This is a genomic window from Rhodanobacter sp. LX-99 (assembly GCF_018599185.1).
GTDB lineage: Bacteria > Pseudomonadota > Gammaproteobacteria > Xanthomonadales > Rhodanobacteraceae > Rhodanobacter.
Map to the genome: position 1 here is coordinate 1,987,763 of NZ_JAHFVL010000001.1, position 16,757 is coordinate 2,004,519.

Here is a 16,757-nt window from a genome sequence, read left to right on the forward strand (position 1 = left end):
GAAGCCGTCCGCCTTGAACGAATTGTTAGGCCCCTTAGCCGCGGCCAATGCGTGCCCAAGCTTCATGGAAATCTGGGTGATCATAGCTCGTAGGTTGAAGCCAGTAGGAGATACGGCCATCTTTCTCCCCACGATGCGCCAAGTTCTTGACCTCGGTAGGAAGCATGATGAAGGCAGATGGGGTTTTTGTTGTGACCTTGTTTACGATTACCCAGAAGTCTCCCATGCATTTATCTAGCGTATTGCCGAGTGGAACGGGGTTGCGCTTGCTAAGAGCTTTGACCTGGAGGCCAACAAACCGTGACGCATCTCGGCTGTAGGCGATGATGTCGACACCACGAGCATTGCGCGCAGTAGGCATGACATTCCACCCGAGAAGCGTCAGGTGATAGCAGCAATAGTACAGGCCTGCATTGCCAGTGATTTGAGGATCAAGGGGTTCTGTCATGGGGCCTAACGCTGGAGTTAAGCGGCGGCGAAGCCGTCCGCCTTGAACGAAATGTTAGGCATGGACGCCGAGCGTGTTGTTGTATACGGCCACAAGCGACCAAGCCAGGACGAGTACCAAGATACCAACGAGCGAAATTTGATTGGTGTGACGCTGAACATCGAGGCCTCGCGGATACTGCCCAAGCGTAACAAGAAGCAGCGATGCGCGACCAAGGTTGAATAGAACAAACGACCAGATGATGTAGTACGCGCCGAATTTGGCGACGGCAACGAAACCTCTGGCGATTTCCTCTTGCATGAGTATGCGATGCCTAACGCTTGAGTTAAGCGGCGGCGGAGCCGTCCGCCTTGAACGAACTGTTAGCTTGCCTTGGCAGCATGCTTGATGAAGCGACGCTCGTCTAGCGAGTAGCCGGCGGCTTGGTAGAACGCATGCGCAGCTGGGCGGTGATCGCCACTTGTGACCTCCATGCGCCGAGCGCCCTTACTCCATGCCCACTCTTCTGCTGCCGTAACAAGTGCTTTGCCTACACCTTTGCCGCGCGCCTCCGCACTGACCGCAAGTGAGGTGATGCGACCCAGAAAGCCAGGAGCATGAAAGAGAGGCAACAAATGGACGCTGACGACGCCCAGCAAAAATGTTTGGTCGCCAGTAGACGCGACGAGTACAGCGTCCATCGGGCTCGCGGCAAATGAGGTAAGCCGTTCGGCAACAAGAGAGGCCGAGGTGCCGTACCCGAGAGCAGAAAGACACACGGCAATTTCGGTGGCATCGGCAACCGCTGCTAGACGGATCTTGTGATCGGGCAAGGCAGTGTCAGTCATGCTCTGAAAGCTAACGCTTAGTAGACCCCAAAAATGAGGTGTTGCGACGAGTATGTAGCGCCGCCCCTGACCGCACAAGCGGCAGATTCCTACGTCGGATCATGGCCTTGAGCCAATGCCCTGCGCGTGCGGGACGGGCAGGCTGTCGTTGTTATCAGCGACTTTTGAGGGTGTATGAGTTACCGGGGCGAAAGTGAGGGCGTAACGGCGGCGAAAGCGCCGCGGTTGCTGGATCAGGTACGTGCGCGGTTGCGCTTGAAGCATTACAGCTTGCGGACGGAGCGCGCGTATGTGGGCTGGATTCGGCGGTTCATCCTGGCCCATGGCAAGCGGCATCCGCGCGATATGGGAGTGGTGGAGGTCGAGGGTTTTCTGAGTGCGCTGGCCGTCGAGGGCAAGGTGGCGGCCGGCACGCAGAACCAGGCGCTGTCGGCGCTGTTGTTTCTGTACAAGGAGGCGTTGTCGGTCGAGCTGCCGTGGATGGAGACGGTGGTGCGGGCGAAGCGGCCGCAGCGGGTGCCGGTGGTGCTCTCGCGCGACGAGGTGAATCGGCTGCTGGCGATGATGGATGGCCGCTTCGGCCTGATGGCCTCGCTGTTGTATGGCTCGGGCATGCGGCTAATGGAATGCGTGCGGTTACGCGTGAAGGACGTGGATTTCGAGCTCAACCAGATTTGCGTGCGCGACGGCAAGGGCGGCAAGGATCGGCATGTGCCGTTGCCGCGGTGCCTGCGCGAAGCGTTGCAGGCGCAGCTGGAGCGGGTGCGCTTGATCCATCAGCAGGACCTGTCGGCAGGCCTGGGAGCGGTGTGCGGCGAGCGACGGCGCCATCAAGGCCGGCATCGTCAAGCCGGCCAGCTGTCACACCTTGCGGCACTCCTTCGCCACCCACCTGCTGGAGGCCGGGCAGGACATCCGCACGATCCAGGAGCTGCTTGGCCACAAGGATGTAGCCACGACGCAGATCTATACGCACGTCCTGAACCGTGGTGGACATGGGGTTCTGAGTCCGCTGGACCGCTGAGCGCAAGGGGCGCAGCCGCGCCCGGCTTCATGCACGGCGCGGCCAGTTGAGTTCCACGCCGTGCTCCACGCTGTCGTCGGCCAGCGGAATGCAGCCGTCGGCCTGTGCTACGCCGTCCAGCCACAGCGTGCTCGGCGTACCGGCATCGCTCTGGCGCAAGTGGATCCGGTATGACGTGTCGCGGTGGCGGTAGTCGACGGAGAAGCCTTCCCATTCGGGCGGCAGCACCGGCGCGAAGCGCAGCTTGCCGGCTTCCAGGCGCAGGCCCAGCAACGACTCCACGATCAGCCGGTACATCCAGCCGGCGGAGCCGGTGTACCAGCTCCAGCCGCCCCGGCCGGTGTGCGGCTGGACGGCGTAGACGTCGGCGCTGACCACGTAGGGCTCGACCTTGTAGACGTCCATCTGCGCGGCGTCGATGCCGTGGCTGACCGGGCTGATCATGCGCAGCAGTTCCCACGCGCGCTCGCTGTCGCCGAGTTCGGCGAACGCCATCGTGGCCCAGATCGCCGCGTGCGTGTACTGGCCGCCGTTCTCGCGCACGCCGGGCACGTAGCCCTTGATGTAGCCGGGGTCGAGCGCCGACTTGTCGAACGGCGGGTCGAGCAATTGCACCAGGCCGGCTCCGCGGCGCACCAGGTGGGAATCCAGCGAGTCCATCGCCTGCTGCTGGCGTTCCGGGGCGCCGATGCCGGACAGCACCGACCAGCTTTGCGCGATCGAGTCGATCCGGCATTCGTCGTTGCCGCTGGAGCCCAGCGGCGTGCCGTCGTCGAAGTACGCGCGGCGATACCAGGCGCCATCCCAGCCGTGCTGTTCCAGCGCGACGCGCAGTTGGGCGACTTCGCTCTCGCAGCGCAGCGCGAAGGCCTCGTCCTGCTTCAGCCGGGCCACCTCGGCGAAGCGGGCCAGCACCTCGCAGCTGAAGAATCCCAGCCACACGCTTTCGCCGCGCCCTTGTTCGCCGACCCGGTTCATGCCGTCGTTCCAGTCGCCGCCGCCGATCAGCGGCAGGCCGTGCGCGCCGCGCTGGGCCATGCTGCGTTCGATTGCGCGCACGCAGTGCTGGTACAGCGTCTCGCGCAGGCCCGAGGGTTGCGGCAGGTCGTAGTACGACTCCTCGCCGGGGTGCAGCGCGCGGCCCTCGATGTAGCCGGCGCATTCGTCCAGCACGCCGCGGTCGGCGCTGGCCAGCACGTAGCGGCTGGTGGCCAGCGGCAGCCACAGGTAGTCGTCGGAGCAGGTGGTGCGCACGCCCCGGTCCAGCGGCGGATGCCACCAGTGCTGCACGTCGCCCTCGGTGAACTGGTGCGCGGCGCACAGCAGCAGCTGCGCGCGCGACAGCGCGGGCGCGGCGTGCAGCAGCGCCATCGAATCCTGCAGCTGGTCGCGGAAGCCGAACGCGCCGCCGGACTGGTAGTAGCCGCTGCGCGCCCACAGGCGGCAGGCGATGGTCTGGTACAGCAGCCAGCCGTTGGCGAGCACGTCGAGTGCCGGCTCCGGCGTGTGCACTTGCACCGCGCCCAGCACGCGCGCCCAGTGCGCGCGGACTTTTTCCAGCGCGTCGGCGGCGCTGCCGTTGCCGCGGAAGCGCTGCACCAGCGCGCTGGCGTCGGCGGCGTCGCGGCCCAGGCCGAGGCGGAAGATCAGCTGGCGCTGCTCGCCGTCGTCCAGGTTCACGCTGGATTGCAGCGCCGCGCAAGGGTCCAGTCCCGCGCCGAGCCGGCCGGAGAGATGCGTGCGGCCCAGTCCGGCCGGTGCGCGCATGCTGCCGTTGCGGCCCAGGAATTCGCTGCGGTCGCCGTCGATGCCGCGGGCGGGGTCGTCGATGTCGAAGAACGCCACCCGGTTCGGGAACTCGCTGTTGTAGGCGTTGCGCGCGAACAGCGCGCCGCTGGCCGGGTCCGACTCGGTGACCACGTGCATCGCGGTCTTCGCGCGCAGGTCGCCGAGCAGCCATTCGACGTAGCCGGTGACGCTGAGCCGGCGTAGCTGGCCGGACTCGTTGCGCAGTTTCAGCACCGAGAATTTCACCGACGCATCCAGCGCCACGTAGACCCACAGTTCGGAGCGGATGCCGTCCTCGTGGTGCTCGAACACGCTGTAGCCGAAGCCGTGGCGGGTGACGTAGGTGCCGCTGCCGCGGCACGGCAGCGGGGTCGGCGACCACATCTGGCCGGTCTCCTCGTCGCGCAGGTACAGCGCCTCGCCGCCACCGTCGCCGACCGGGTCGTTGTGCCATGGGGTGAGCCGGAATTCGTGCGCGTTCTCGCCCCAGGTGTAGGCGCTGCCGCTGTCGGAGATCACCGTGCCAAAGTACGGGTTGGCCAGCACGTTCGACCAAGGCGCCGGCGTGCTGTCGCCGGCGGCCTGGGTGATCACGTATTCGCGGCCGTCGGTACTGAAGCCGCCGTGCGGGTTGGTCAGCTGCAGCGTCGCCGGGGCGCTGGCGCTGGCGGCGAGCATGGCGCTGCCGACGCGCTTCGGCCGGCTCGGCTCGAAGCGTGGCGCATGGGTTTCCACATGGCGCCGGCCGATCTGCTCGGCCAGGCTGCCGCGGCCGTCGTTGAGGATGATCCGTGCGCTGGCCAGCATCACCAGGCGGTCCTCGCCGGACAGCTGCTGCGCGGGGCGCACGAAGATGCCGCCGGGGCGCTCGAGCAGGCTGGCCTCGCTGCCGGAGGCGATCAGGCCCATGATCGCGTCATGCAGTTCCTGCCGGTAGCCGGCACGGTCCTCGTTCCAGATCACCAGGTCCACCGCCAGCCCCTTCAGCCGCCAGTACGCGTGCGCCTGCACCAGCTGGCGCACCAGTTCGATCCGCGACGGACTGGCGATCTGCAGCAGCACGATCGGCAGGTCGCCGGAGACCGCCTGCCCCCACAGCCCGGACTGGCCGCGCCGGTTGCCGCGCAGCACCGCCGGCTCGGCGCGCAGGCTGGCGTTCGGGAACAGGATGCCGGTGGCCATGTGCTCGTACAGCTGCGCGTCGGCGAGGCTGGCGTTGAGCTGGCGCAGCAGCACCTGGCTGTGCGTCCAGGCCAGGTCGAACACGCGGTCGGCGAGGTGGCGGTCGCGGTATTTGCCGATCAGCTGCAGGCAGCCGTCGCGCTGCTCGGCGATGCCGGTGACGAAGTCGATGGTGGCCGACTGCTCCGGTTCCAGCGTGATGCGGCAGCGGATCGCCACGATCGGGTCGAGCACCGAGCCTTCGCTGTTGGACAGCTGCGCCTGCTCGCGGTCGAGCACCTGCGGTTCGGCCGTGCTGCGGCCGCGGCCGATGAAGCGGGCGCGGTCGGTCTCGTAGGAGATCGCGTCGATGTCGGCGTCGTGCACCGCCAGCAGGTGGAACATCCACGGCACGTGCTCGTCGGCCGCGCGCGGACGGCGCGTGCACACGATCGCCTGCAGCTCCTGCACCAGTGCGGTCTGCACGAACAGCTTGCTGAAGGCCGGGTGCAGCGCATCGGCGACCGGCGGCGCCAGCACCACCTCGGCGTAGCTGGTCAGCTCGATCGTGCGGCGCGTGCGGCTGCGGTTGGTGATGCGCGTGCGGCGCAGTTCGATGTCGTCTTCCGGCGACACCACGATCTCGGTGTGCGCGTCGAACTCGCGTTCGCGCACGCGGAACTCGGCGCGCGCGTCGGAGAAGATCGCCTCGAACTGCTCGGTCTTCGTCCGCGTGGGCTGGTACGCGGTGGACCAGTAGTCGCCGCTGGCCACGTCGCGCAGGTAGCAGAACATGCCCCAGTGGTCGCGCGTGATGTCCTCGTGCCAGCGCGTCAGCGCCAGCTCGCCGCGCCGGCTGTAGCCGCCGCCGGCGCTGCTCAGCATCACGTGGTAGCGGCCGTTCGACAGCAGCTGCACGGCCGGGCGCGGGCGGTCGGGGTCGGCGAACACGCGCAGCCGCGCTTCGGCCGGTTGCAGGCTGCCGTCCAGTTCGGGGAAGCCGGACGCGTGCAGGTACTCGGCCGCGGTCTTCGGCACGCGTTCCTGCAGCAGCAGGCTGGTGGCCTGGAACTGCGGGTCGGATTCGAAGCGCCGCTGCATCGGCCGGCCCAGCAGTGCATAGCCCAGCGCCAGCAGGCTCATGCCCTGGTGGTGCGCCATGAACTGCCGCACCAGCGCCGAGTCCTGGCCCAGCGGCAGCCGCGCCGGCGTGTAGTCGATCGCTTCATACAGGCCGAAGCGGCCGCGCGCACCGGCCTCGGCCAGCCGCTGCAGGTTCCGCGTGGCCGCCGCCGGCGCCACCATCAAGGCCAGCGTGCAGGCGTACGGCGCGATCACCACGTCGTCGCCCAGCCCGCGCTTGAGGCCCAGCCCGGGCACGCCGAACGCGCGGTACTGGTAGGTGAAGTGCGCGTCCAGCGTGTTGTAGCCGGATTCGGAAACGCCCCACGGCACGTTCAACTGGTTGCCGTATTCGATCTGCCGCGTCACCGCGGCGCGGCAGGTCTGGTCGAGCAGGGTGCCTTCGTAGCTGGGCATCACCAGCATCGGCATCAGGTACTCGAACATCGAGCCGGTCCACGACAGCAGCACCGGCTCGCCGCCGACGGTGGTGAGCAGGCGCCCCAGCGCGAACCAGCTGTCCTGCGGCAGCTGGCCCTGGGCGATGCCGACGAAACTGGCCAGGCGCGCCTCCGACGCCAGCAGGTCGTAGTAGCCGGCGTCGAGCCGGCGCTGGTCGACGTTGTAGCCGATCGCCAGCAGGTCGCGCGCGCTGTCGTACAGGAAGCGGTAGTCCATCAGCGCCAGTTCGCCGGCCTGCTGCGCCAGCTGTTCCAACGCGGCGATGCGCGCGGAGGCGCGCTCGCGCACCGCGTCGGCGCCGGCTTCGGCCGGCCAGCACAGCGGCTCGATCCGTGCCAGTTGGCGCAAGCTGGGGATGCCGTCGAAGCCGGCGTTGTCGTCGTCCGGCGGATCGAGCTCGAACGCGAGCGCTTCGTCGACGAACTCGCTGACCTGGCCGAGCAGCGCGTCCAGCCAGAACGCCGCGTCGCTGCCCGATGCGACGGCGAGGTTCCGGGTCAGCAGGTGAACGTGATCGAGCTGCCGCTGCAGCAGCGCCAGTACGGCGCTGCAGCGGTCCGGCGGCGTGGCCAGCGCGTCCAGCAGTGATTGCCGCAGCGGTTCCAGTGCGCGGGCGGCGTCGGTGTCGAGCGCGTCGTGCAGCAGTTCCAGCGTGTCGAGCAGGCCGCGCAGCACGCGCGGCTGGAACACCGGCTCGTCGGGCAGTGCCAGCAGGCCCGGGCGCAGGGTCAGCAGGTGGCCGGCCAGGTTCCCGCTGTCCACCGCCGAGACGTACAGCGGCGTCAGCGGCTGCAGGCTCTGCGTGTCGTACCAGTTGTAGAAGTGGCTGCGGTGGCGCGGCAGCCTCTGCATGGTGGCCAGGGTCAGGCGCGTGCGTTCGAGCAGGCGGCCGCCACTCAGGAAACCGAAGTCGTACGCAGCCAGGTTCGCCAGCAGCGCCATGCCGATATTGGTGGGCGAGGTGCGGTGGGCGATCGCCGGTCCGGGCTGTTCCTGCAGGTTGTCCGGCGGCAGCCAGTGGTCGGCGGCGCCGACGTGGGCGTCGAAGAAGGCCCAGGTCTGCCGCGCCAGCGTGCGCAGGAAGCGCTCCTGCGCCGCGTTCGGCGCGAACGCGTGCGGTGCGCGCGGCTGGCTGATCCACCATGCGACCGCGGGCGAAGCGAGCCACAGCAGCAGCAGCGGCATCGCCAGCCACAGCGCCTGCGGACGCTGCAACACCAGCGCCACGCCCAGCAGCACGGCGAGCAGCGGGCCGATCCACATCAGCCGCCACAGCGCGGCCGGTGCGTTGTCGCTGCGCCGCTCGACCTCGCTGGAGGTCTGCCACTGCAGCAGGTGGCGCTGGCTGATCGCCATGCGCCATAGCGTGCGCACGATCGCATCGAGGTGGTACAGCGCCTCGTGCGGCAGCCACGCCAGCCCCAGCGCCATTCGCGCCAGGTGCTGCATGCCGGCCTGGAAGCCGGCGCGCAGGTGCTGGTCGAGCTGTACTTCGCGCGGCTTCTGCACCAGGTCCAGCAGGGCCGACAGCAGCGGCGGCACCAGCACCATCGACAGCACGGCCACGGTCCACGAGAACACCGGCGCAATCAGCAGCCAGCCGGCGACCAGCAGCGCCAGTACCGCCACCGGCACCAGGCTGCGGCGCAGATTGTCGAGGATCTTCCAGCGCGACAACGCGGTCAGCGCGTTGCGGCGCCAGCCGGCGTGCGCGGTCGGCGCCCACGGCAGCAGCCACGGCAGCAGCTGCCAGTCGCCGCGGATCCAGCGATGCCGGCGCCTCACGTCGGCGCCGTAGCGGGCCGGGTAGGTTTCGAACAGCTGCACGTCGCTGAGCAGGCCCGAGCGCGCGTGGCAGCCTTCGACCAGGTCGTGGCTGAGGATGCGGTTTTCCGGGAAGCGCCCGTCCAGCGTGCGCTCGAACGGGTCGATCGCGTAGATGCCCTTGCCGATGAACGAGCCTTCGCCGAACACGTCCTGGTAGACGTCCGAAACCATCTGCGTGTACGGGTCGATGCCGGCGTCGCTGCCGTACAGCTGCGCGTAGCGCGAACGCGCGGTGCTGGGCAGGCTGATGCCGACGCGCGGCTGCAGGATCGCGTAGCCGCTGACCACGCGGCGCCGCTCGGGGTCGTACACGGCGCGGTTGAGCGGGTGGTCGATGGTGCCGACGAAGGCCTGCGCCGCGTCGCGCGGCAGTTCGGTGTCGGTGTCCAGGGTGATCACGTACTGCACCGGGCCCAGCGCCGCGATGTCGCCCACGATCAGCATGAAGCGGCCGTGCGCGTTGCCGCGCAGCAGCGCATTGAGGTCGGCCAGCTTGCCGCGCTTGCGTTCGTGGCCCATCCAGCAGTGCTCGCCCACGTTCCAGCGGCGCGGGCGGTGGAACAGGAAGAAACGGTCGGCCTTGCCGTCGGCGTAGCGCTCGTTGAGCGCCTCGATGCGCCGCTGCGCCAGCCGCAGCAGCGCCTCGTCGTCGGGCAGGGTCTGGCGGTCCGCGTCGGCGAAATCGGTGAGCAGGGCGAAGTGCAGGTGGTCGTCGCGGTTGCCGAGGAAGCGCACCTCCAGCGACTCGACCAGCTCGTCGACGTCCTGCGCGCTAGCGAACAGGCTCGGAATCGCCACCAGGGTGCGCGCACTGGCCGGGATGCCGTGCGAGTAATCCATGCGCGGCAGCTGCCGCGGCGCGATCGACAGGGTGGCCAGCCAGTTGAGCAGGCTCAACCCCAGCTGGCTGGCCAGGATGGCGGCGGGAATCGCCAGCGCGAGCAGCGTCCACGGCGACAGCTCCTCGTGTGCGGCGGCGGCGACCAGCGGTTGCGCGAACGCGAACGTGAGCAGCGCCAGCAGGCCCAGGTAGATCGGCAGCGGCGCGCGGTCGAAGCCGCGGCGCAGTGTCTCGCGCAGCGGCGGGCGGATGCCCAGCTGCTGTTCCAGCCGGCGCCGGCCGCGGTCGATCAGGTAGTAGCCGACGTGCTGCGGCTGCGGCGCGGTGCAGTCGGTGGGCGCCTCGGCCTGGCTCAGCGCGATCGCCGCCTCGGCCACCCGCAGTTCGCTCAGCCGGTGCCGGCGCGCCATCGATTCCACCGCGTGGCGATAGCGGTCGCGGGTGGCGAAATCCATCGCCGCGTAGACGTCGGCCGGGTCCCCGCGCAGGCAGCGCTCGACCAGGCTGCAGTGCTCGACGAAGTCGCGCCAGTCGATCGCCGACAGCGTGCGCAGGCTGCCGATGCTGTTGCTGATCGTGACCTGGTTGGCGGCCTGCTGCTGCGCTTCGAGCTGCACCAGGTGCTCGATGCTCTGCCCCGACGCGGCTAGGCGCTGCTCGATCCAGCTCAGCGGCAGCGCCAGCGCCGGGTTCTGGCCTTGCAGCCGGCGCGCCATCTCGGCCACGAACGGGCCGCTCATCGGCGGGTCCGAGCGCGCCATGTCGGCGACCACCAGCACCACCGAGTTCGGGTCGCGCTCGGCGGTGGCGGTCATCGCGTCGGCCCAGCGCACGGCCTTGCCGCGGTAGCGCCAGTCCGCCATCACCCGTGCGGCGACCCGGCGCAGGTTCTCGATCAGGGCCAGCCGCAGCATGATCGGGATCGCCCACAGCTCGCCCAGCCGCAGCGCGGTCACTTCCTGGTAGGCGCCGATGAAGCGCAGCAGGTTGTGCGTGTCGACCCGGCCGTCGCCGTGCGAAATGATTTCCAGCGCGATGTCGTAGACCCGCGGCAGGCCGGCCGAGGGGCCGCTGGCCAGGCGCGGCAGTTCGCGGCTGTAGCCCTTCGGCAGGTGCCGGCGGGCGATCCGGATCTGTTCCTCGACCAGGTAGAAATTGTCCAGCAGCCATTCGCCGGCCGGGGTGATGCGCCGGCGCTTGCGGGTGGCGTTGGTCAGCCGTTCGCAGGTGTGGGTCAGCACCGCCTCGTTGTCGTCCAGCCGCGCCAGCAGCGAATCCATGCTGACCTGCGGGCTGAGCCGGTGCTGGGCGGCCAGGGCGCGGCCGTGCCGTTCCATCTGTTCGGTGCTGAACAGCTCCGCGCGCAGTGCCGGCTCCTGCTCCGGCCGCGTGCGCGCGGCGGCGCGGCGGCGGTGGAAGGCGCGCAGGCGGCGCAGTTTGAGCAGGTCGAGGAGGTTGCCGATCTTCAAAGCAGGTTTCCTTGGGCTCGTGCCGGAGCGGAACACGACGCGCTCCGTGCGGGCGGCACGCCGGCAGGAGCCCGCCTCGACGGGCTGCAACCGCCGGCTTCGCTTCCACGTTACGCGTCGGCGTGTGAAGGGCGCGCACGCTACGATGTGCGTCCATCCACCCACCGGAGCCATGCCGTGCCGCTGCAGATCCGCGCCGCCGCCCTCACCGACCTGCCCGAACTGGCCGCCTGGAATGCGGCGATGGCCTGGGAAACCGAGCACAAGCGACTCGACCCCGCGACGCTGGAACGCGGCATCCGCGGCGTGTTCGAGCGGCCGCAGCGCGGTTTCTACCTGGTGGCCGAGCGCGACGGCGCGGCGGTCGGCAGCCTGCTGGTGACCTACGAATGGAGCGACTGGCGCGACGGCGATTTCTGGTGGATCCAGAGTGTCTACGTGGTGCCCGCCGCGCGCCGCGGCGGCGCGTTCCGGGCGCTCTACGCCGACGTCGCGCAGCGCGCCGCCGCCGCCGGCGCGGTCGGCCTGCGCCTGTACGTGGAAACCGGGAACCAGCACGCGCAGGCGACCTACGAAGGGCTCGGCATGCAGCGCTGCCACTACTTCATGTACGAGGCGCTGCTGTCGGATTCGGCGGCGTAGGGGCGCTGCCCGGGGGCATGCGGTTCAGGCGGGCTCGACCAGCAGCTTCTGGAATGCCGCCGCCGGCACCGCTGCGCCGTACAGGAAACCCTGCAGCTGCGAGCAGCCGGCGTGACGCAGGAAGGCGCCCTGCTCGCGCGTCTCCACGCCTTCGGCGATCACGTCCTTGTCGAGGCTGCGCGCCATCGCGATGATCGCGCTGGTGATGGTGGCGGTGTCGCGGTCGGTGGTGATGTCGCGCACGAACACGCGGTCGATCTTCAGCGCGTCGATCGGGAAATGCTTCAGGTAGGACAGGCTGCAGTAGCCGGTGCCGAAATCGTCCAGCGACAGCCGCACGCCGCGCCGCTTGATCCGCTGCAGCAGGCCGGTGGTGGCGTCGCCGCCGGACATCACCATGCGTTCGGTCAGTTCCAGTTCGAGCAGGCCGGCCTCGAGCCCGCTGCCGTCCAGCACCTCGTCGAGCCAGTTGTAGAACTCGGCATGCTGGAACTGCAGCGGCGACACGTTCACCGACACCGGAATGGGGCGGCCGCAGCGCTGCCACAGCTGCGCCTGGCGACAGGCCTGGCGCAGCGCCCAGGCGCCGATCGGCAGGATCAGCCCGGTGTCCTCGGCGACCGGGATGAACTGGTCCGGCGTGTACTGCTCGCGTCCGTTCGCGTGCCAGCGCAACAGCGCCTCGGCGCCGACGATGCGGCCGCTTTGCGCATCCACCTTGGGCTGGTAGTGCAAGTCCAGTTCGTGCCGCGGCAGCGCCTGGCGCAGCGCGGTCTCGATCCGCCGGCGCGCCCGCGCGCGCTCGTTCATCGACGCGGTGAAGAAGCGGTAGCCGTGCAGGCCCTGCGCCTTCACCGCGACCAGCGCGGTCTCCGCGTGCTGCAGCAGGTCTTCCGGCTCGATCGCATCGTCCGGGTACACGCTGATGCCGATGCTGAGGCGCAGCGACAGTTCGGACAGGCCGTCGACGCGGGTCTGCTCGCCGTGGTTGATCAGGGTCTGGCACAGGCTGGCCGCCTCGCCCACGCTTTCCAGGTGCGGCAGCATCACCACGAATTCGTCGCCGCCGTAGCGGCTCAGCAGCTCGTCGCCGGGCAGGCAGCCGTGCAACTGGGCGGTGAACGCGCGCAGCACCCGGTCGCCGGCGGCGTGGCCGTGCAGTTCGTTGACCTGCTTGAAGTTGTCGATGTCGATGTAGAGCAGCGCGGCGCGCTGCTGGCGCCGGTTCGCGGTGGCGATCGCCTGGCCGATGTGGTCGTGCAGCTGGCTGCGGTTGGGCAGGCCGGTGAGCGTGTCGTGCTGGGTCAGGTGGATCATCTTCAGCGCCAGCGCGCGGGTCTCGCTGACGTCGTGGAACACCAGTACGCCGCCGATCACGTTGCCGGCGTGGTCGTGGATCGGCGCGGAGGAATCCTCCACCGGCGTGTCGAAGCCGTGGCGGTGGCGCAGCAGGGTGCGGCCGGCCAGGTCGACGATGGTGTTGTGCTCGATCGCCGCGCGCAGCGGATTCGCCACGGCGTGGCCGTGCTGGGCATCGAACAGCTGGAAGATCTCCTCGATCGGCCGGCCCTGAGCCTCGATCCCGTTCCAGCCGGTCATCGCCTCGGCGATCGGGTTGAGCGAGGTGATGCACAGCTGCGGATCGGTGGTGATCACCGCGTCGCCGATCGAGCGCAGGGTCACCTCGGCCAGCTCGCGCTCGCGGTGCAGCGCGTCCTCGAACGCCTTGCGCTGGCTGATGTTCTGCACCTGCGAGACGAAATACAGCGGCGCGCCCTGCTCGTCGCGCACCAGCGACACGCTGAGCAGGATGTGCACGACGCGGCCGTCCTTGTGGAAGTTGCGCTTCTCCAGCTGGTACGACTCGCGTTCGCCGGCCAGCAGCTGCGCCATCAGTTCCGCGTCGGCCGCCATGTCGTCCGGGTGGGTCAGGCTGGCGATGTCCAGCTGCAGCAGTTCGTCCTCGCGGTAGCCGAGCATCTGGCAGACCGCGGCGTTGACGCGCAGGAAACGCCCGTCCGGACGGGTCAGCGCCATGCCGATCGCGGCATGCTGGAACGCGGCGAAGAAGCGCTGCTCGCTCTCGTGCAGCTGCAGTTCCAGGGTGCGCCGCTCGGTGATGTCGATCAGCGCGGTGAAGATGCCGCAGACCCGGCCGTCGGCGTCGAAGTCGGGCTGGAAGTTGCCGTGCGCGTAGCGCCGCTCGCCGCCGTTGTACAGCTCGCCCTCGTAGCTGGCCATGCGGCCGGCGTAGGCGCGCTCCAGCGCCGCGCCGGCCAGCTGGTGGTTGCGCCGGCCGACCACGTCGACCAGGCGCCGGCCGAGCAGTTGCTGCGGGTCGATGCCGAGCCAGCGGCGATGGGTGTCGTTGGCGTAGCGGAAGCGCTGCTCGAGGTCGAGGTAGGCGAGCAGCGCGGGCGTGCCGCGCGCCACCCGAGCCGGCCAGTCGGTTTCTTCCGGAAGCGATGGCAATACCTCGGCAGGCTTGAGCGGCCGCATGGTCATTCCGTCAGCATGGCGCCCCCTGTCGGCGCCTCGCCATCATGCGCCGAGTCGGCGCCGTTGCCCAGCTACCCCGAATCGCGGCCCCGCGGGATTCAGTGCAGGGCGGTGGGTGGCGCGCCGAGCCGGCCGTCGCCATCCAGCACGACGCGGCCCAGCACGTGCAGTTCGCCGGCGCTGCCGTAACGGTCCGCCAGCAGCGCCAGCAGCGGCCCCAGTGCCTGCGGCTGCAGCGGATAAGCGTGCGCCAGCGCGCGCGCATGGCCGCCGTCGCCGCGCTGCGCCACGGTGACCGCGATCACGCCGAGGCCGGGCGCCTCGTGGGCGAACAGCGTCGGCGTGTCGTAGCCGGGATCGGCCGCGGCCAGGGTTTCCAGCAGGTAGCCGTGGGTGGCTTCGGTTTGCTGCGCGGCGTCCGGCTGCAGCTGCAGCGGCAGCTGGTGGGCGTCGAGCAGCGCGGCGTACTGGCGCAGTTCGAACACGATGCCGGCGAACCCGTGCGCACGCTCCGCGGCGTCGCCGGTCTGCGCGGCCAGCCATTGCGCAGGCGACTGCGCCAGCACCTTGCCGCCGGCGTAGCGCAGGGCCAGTCCGCGCGCGCTCATCGTCGCTTCTTCGCGATACGGGGTCAGCAACGCCGCCTCCAGCAGCGCCCACAGCGGCGCCAGGTTGACGTGCTCGTACTGCACGCAGGTCAGCGCCAGAAGGTCGTTGCGGCTGAGGTAGCGCACGTGCTCCAGCCGGATGCCGAGCGTGCGCATCAGCCAGTCGGCGGTCAGCGTGCCCGCCTCGCCGCGGCCGACCAGCTGGATCTCCAGTTGCTCGGACAGCTCCCCGGCCAGTTCCGCCGGCGCCAGCAGACTCATCGGCAACAGCCGCATCGGGCCTTCGGCGTACAGCGGCGACGGTTCCAGCGGTTGCGCCGGCATGTGTCCCTCATGGCTGCCGAAAGCCACCACGTTCTGCAGATGGCCGCGCGGCACGCGCCGCGCCAGCTCGTCCAGCGTGGCCCACACCGGGAAGCCCGGCCGCAGCAACTCGACCTGGTCGAACAGCGCGCCGGCCAGCGCCAGCCGGGCAGCGTCGACCTGCGGCACCAGCGCGTGCAGGTCGGCGGCGACCAGGGCGGCCAGTTCCGCAGCCTCGTCGCGGGAGAGCGTCAGCTGCGCCGGCGGCTCGCCCGCGACCGGTTCCAGCGCCAGCACGACAGGCAGGGCGAGCAGCGTTTGCGCTTCCACGAGGCGGTGATCCATGGGCAAAGAGAACTGATTCTACCATTCAGCGTTTTGGGCTTCCGCCGCGCGGCATGGCGGGTTAGCCTTGACAAACTTGAGTGGTGGACTGTTCTGAGCATGGAAAACACGCAAAGGCGCGTCGGCGTCATCGGCGGCGTACGCATTCCGTTCTGCCGCAACAACACGGCGTATGCCGACGTCGGCAACTTCGGCATGTCGGTGAAAGTGCTCGGCGCGCTGGTCGAGCGCTTCGGGTTGCACGGAGTGGAGCTGGGTGAGGTGGCGATGGGTGCGGTGATCAGGCATTCGTCCGACTGGAACCTGGCGCGCGAGGCGTTGCTCAGTTCCGGACTGGCGCCGACCACGCCGGGCATCACCACCGCGCGCGCCTGCGGCACGTCGCTGGACAACGCGATCATCATCGCCAACAAGATCGCCGCCGGACAGATCGAAGCCGGCATCGCCGGCGGTTCGGACACCACCTCCGACGTGCCGATCGTCTACGGCACCCGCCTGCGCAAACGCCTGCTGGCGGTGAACCGCGCGAAGACGCCGCTGGACAAGTTGAAGGTGGCGTTGCGCGGGTTCTCGCTCGGCGAGCTGAAGCCGTCGTTTCCCGGTGTGGCGGAGCCGCGCACCGGCAAGTCGATGGGCGACCACTGCGAGCAGATGGCGAAGGAGTGGCACGTCACCCGCGAGGCGCAGGACCGGCTGGCGCTGGAGAGCCACCACAAGCTGGCCGCCGCCTACGACGCCGGTTTCTTCGAGGGCCTGCTGGTGCCGTTCCGCGGGCTGAAGCGCGACGGTTTCCTGCGCCCGGACTCGAGCATGGACAAGCTGGCTTCGCTGAAGCCGGCGTTCGACAAGACGTCCGGCCACGGCACGCTCACCGCCGGCAACTCCACCGGCCTGTCCGACGGCGCCGCCGCGGTGCTGCTGGGCAGCGACGCGTGGGCCACGCAGCGCGGCCTGAAGGTGCAGGCGTACCTGCGCGACGCCGAAGTCGCCGCGGTGGATTTCGTGCACGGCGAAGGCCTGCTGATGGCGCCGACCATCGCGGTGCCGCGCATGCTGGCGCGCAACGGGCTGACCCTGCAGGACTTCGACTACTACGAGATCCACGAAGCGTTCGCGGCGCAGGTGCTGTGCACGCTGCGCGCGTGGGAGTCGGCCGACTACTGCAGGAACCGGCTCGGCCTGGACGCGCCGTTCGGTTCGATCGACCCGGCCAGGCTCAACGTGCACGGCTCCAGCCTCGCCGTCGGCCATCCGTTCGCCGCCACCGGCGCGCGGATCATCGCCACGCTGGCGAAGATGCTGGAGCAGAAGGGCTCCGGCCGCGGCCTGATCTCGATCTGCACCGCCGGCGGGATGGGCGTCACCGCGATCCTCGAACGGTGACGGGTCGG

8 protein-coding genes and 1 pseudogene are annotated in these 16,757 nt (G+C 69.4%); 3 read left to right on the forward strand and 6 right to left on the reverse strand.

Annotated elements, in window-relative coordinates:
• Positions 1-34: 34 nt before the first annotated feature.
• From KK131_RS09170 to KK131_RS09180, 3 genes are all read right to left on the reverse strand, one after another.
• Positions 35-448, reverse strand: coding sequence for a hypothetical protein (locus tag KK131_RS09170; RefSeq protein ID WP_214556346.1), 414 nt, complete (start codon positions 446-448; stop codon positions 35-37).
• Positions 449-502: 54 nt separating this feature from the next.
• Entirely contained in the window at positions 503-748 is a 246-nt protein-coding gene (locus tag KK131_RS09175; RefSeq protein WP_214556347.1) for a hypothetical protein, read from the reverse strand.
• Between the two features lie 62 nt (positions 749-810).
• Complete coding sequence (locus KK131_RS09180; RefSeq protein WP_214556348.1) at positions 811-1,275, reverse strand: GNAT family N-acetyltransferase; 465 nt, start codon at positions 1,273-1,275, stop codon at positions 811-813.
• A gap of 174 nt (positions 1,276-1,449) precedes the next feature.
• Here KK131_RS09180 and KK131_RS09185 point away from each other — a divergent pair.
• Positions 1,450-2,299: pseudogene (locus KK131_RS09185) on the forward strand (integron integrase).
• Positions 2,300-2,326: 27 nt separating this feature from the next.
• Here KK131_RS09185 and KK131_RS09190 read toward each other — a convergent pair.
• On the reverse strand, positions 2,327-10,969 hold the full coding sequence (locus KK131_RS09190) for a glucoamylase family protein (protein WP_214556349.1): 8,643 nt from the start codon (positions 10,967-10,969) through the stop codon (positions 2,327-2,329).
• Positions 10,970-11,146: 177 nt separating this feature from the next.
• Here KK131_RS09190 and KK131_RS09195 point away from each other — a divergent pair, with 177 nt between their 5' ends.
• Positions 11,147-11,611 carry a GNAT family N-acetyltransferase gene (locus KK131_RS09195; RefSeq protein ID WP_214556350.1) on the forward strand — a complete coding sequence of 155 codons (465 nt, stop codon included), beginning with the start codon at positions 11,147-11,149 and terminating at the stop codon, positions 11,609-11,611.
• Positions 11,612-11,635: 24 nt separating this feature from the next.
• Here KK131_RS09195 and KK131_RS09200 read toward each other — a convergent pair whose 3' ends face one another.
• On the reverse strand, positions 11,636-14,110 hold the full coding sequence (locus KK131_RS09200) for a GGDEF and EAL domain-containing protein (RefSeq protein ID WP_214556351.1): 2,475 nt from the start codon (positions 14,108-14,110) through the stop codon (positions 11,636-11,638).
• 98 nt (positions 14,111-14,208) lie between these two features.
• On the reverse strand, positions 14,209-15,351 hold the full coding sequence (locus KK131_RS09205; protein ID WP_214556352.1) for a hypothetical protein: 1,143 nt from the start codon (positions 15,349-15,351) through the stop codon (positions 14,209-14,211).
• A 114-nt stretch (positions 15,352-15,465) separates the two neighbouring features.
• On the opposite strand from KK131_RS09205, the gene KK131_RS09210 reads away from it, so the two are divergent.
• Complete coding sequence (locus KK131_RS09210) at positions 15,466-16,749, forward strand: acetyl-CoA C-acetyltransferase (RefSeq protein WP_214556353.1); 1,284 nt, start codon at positions 15,466-15,468, stop codon at positions 16,747-16,749.
• The last annotated feature ends 8 nt before the right edge of the window (positions 16,750-16,757 follow it).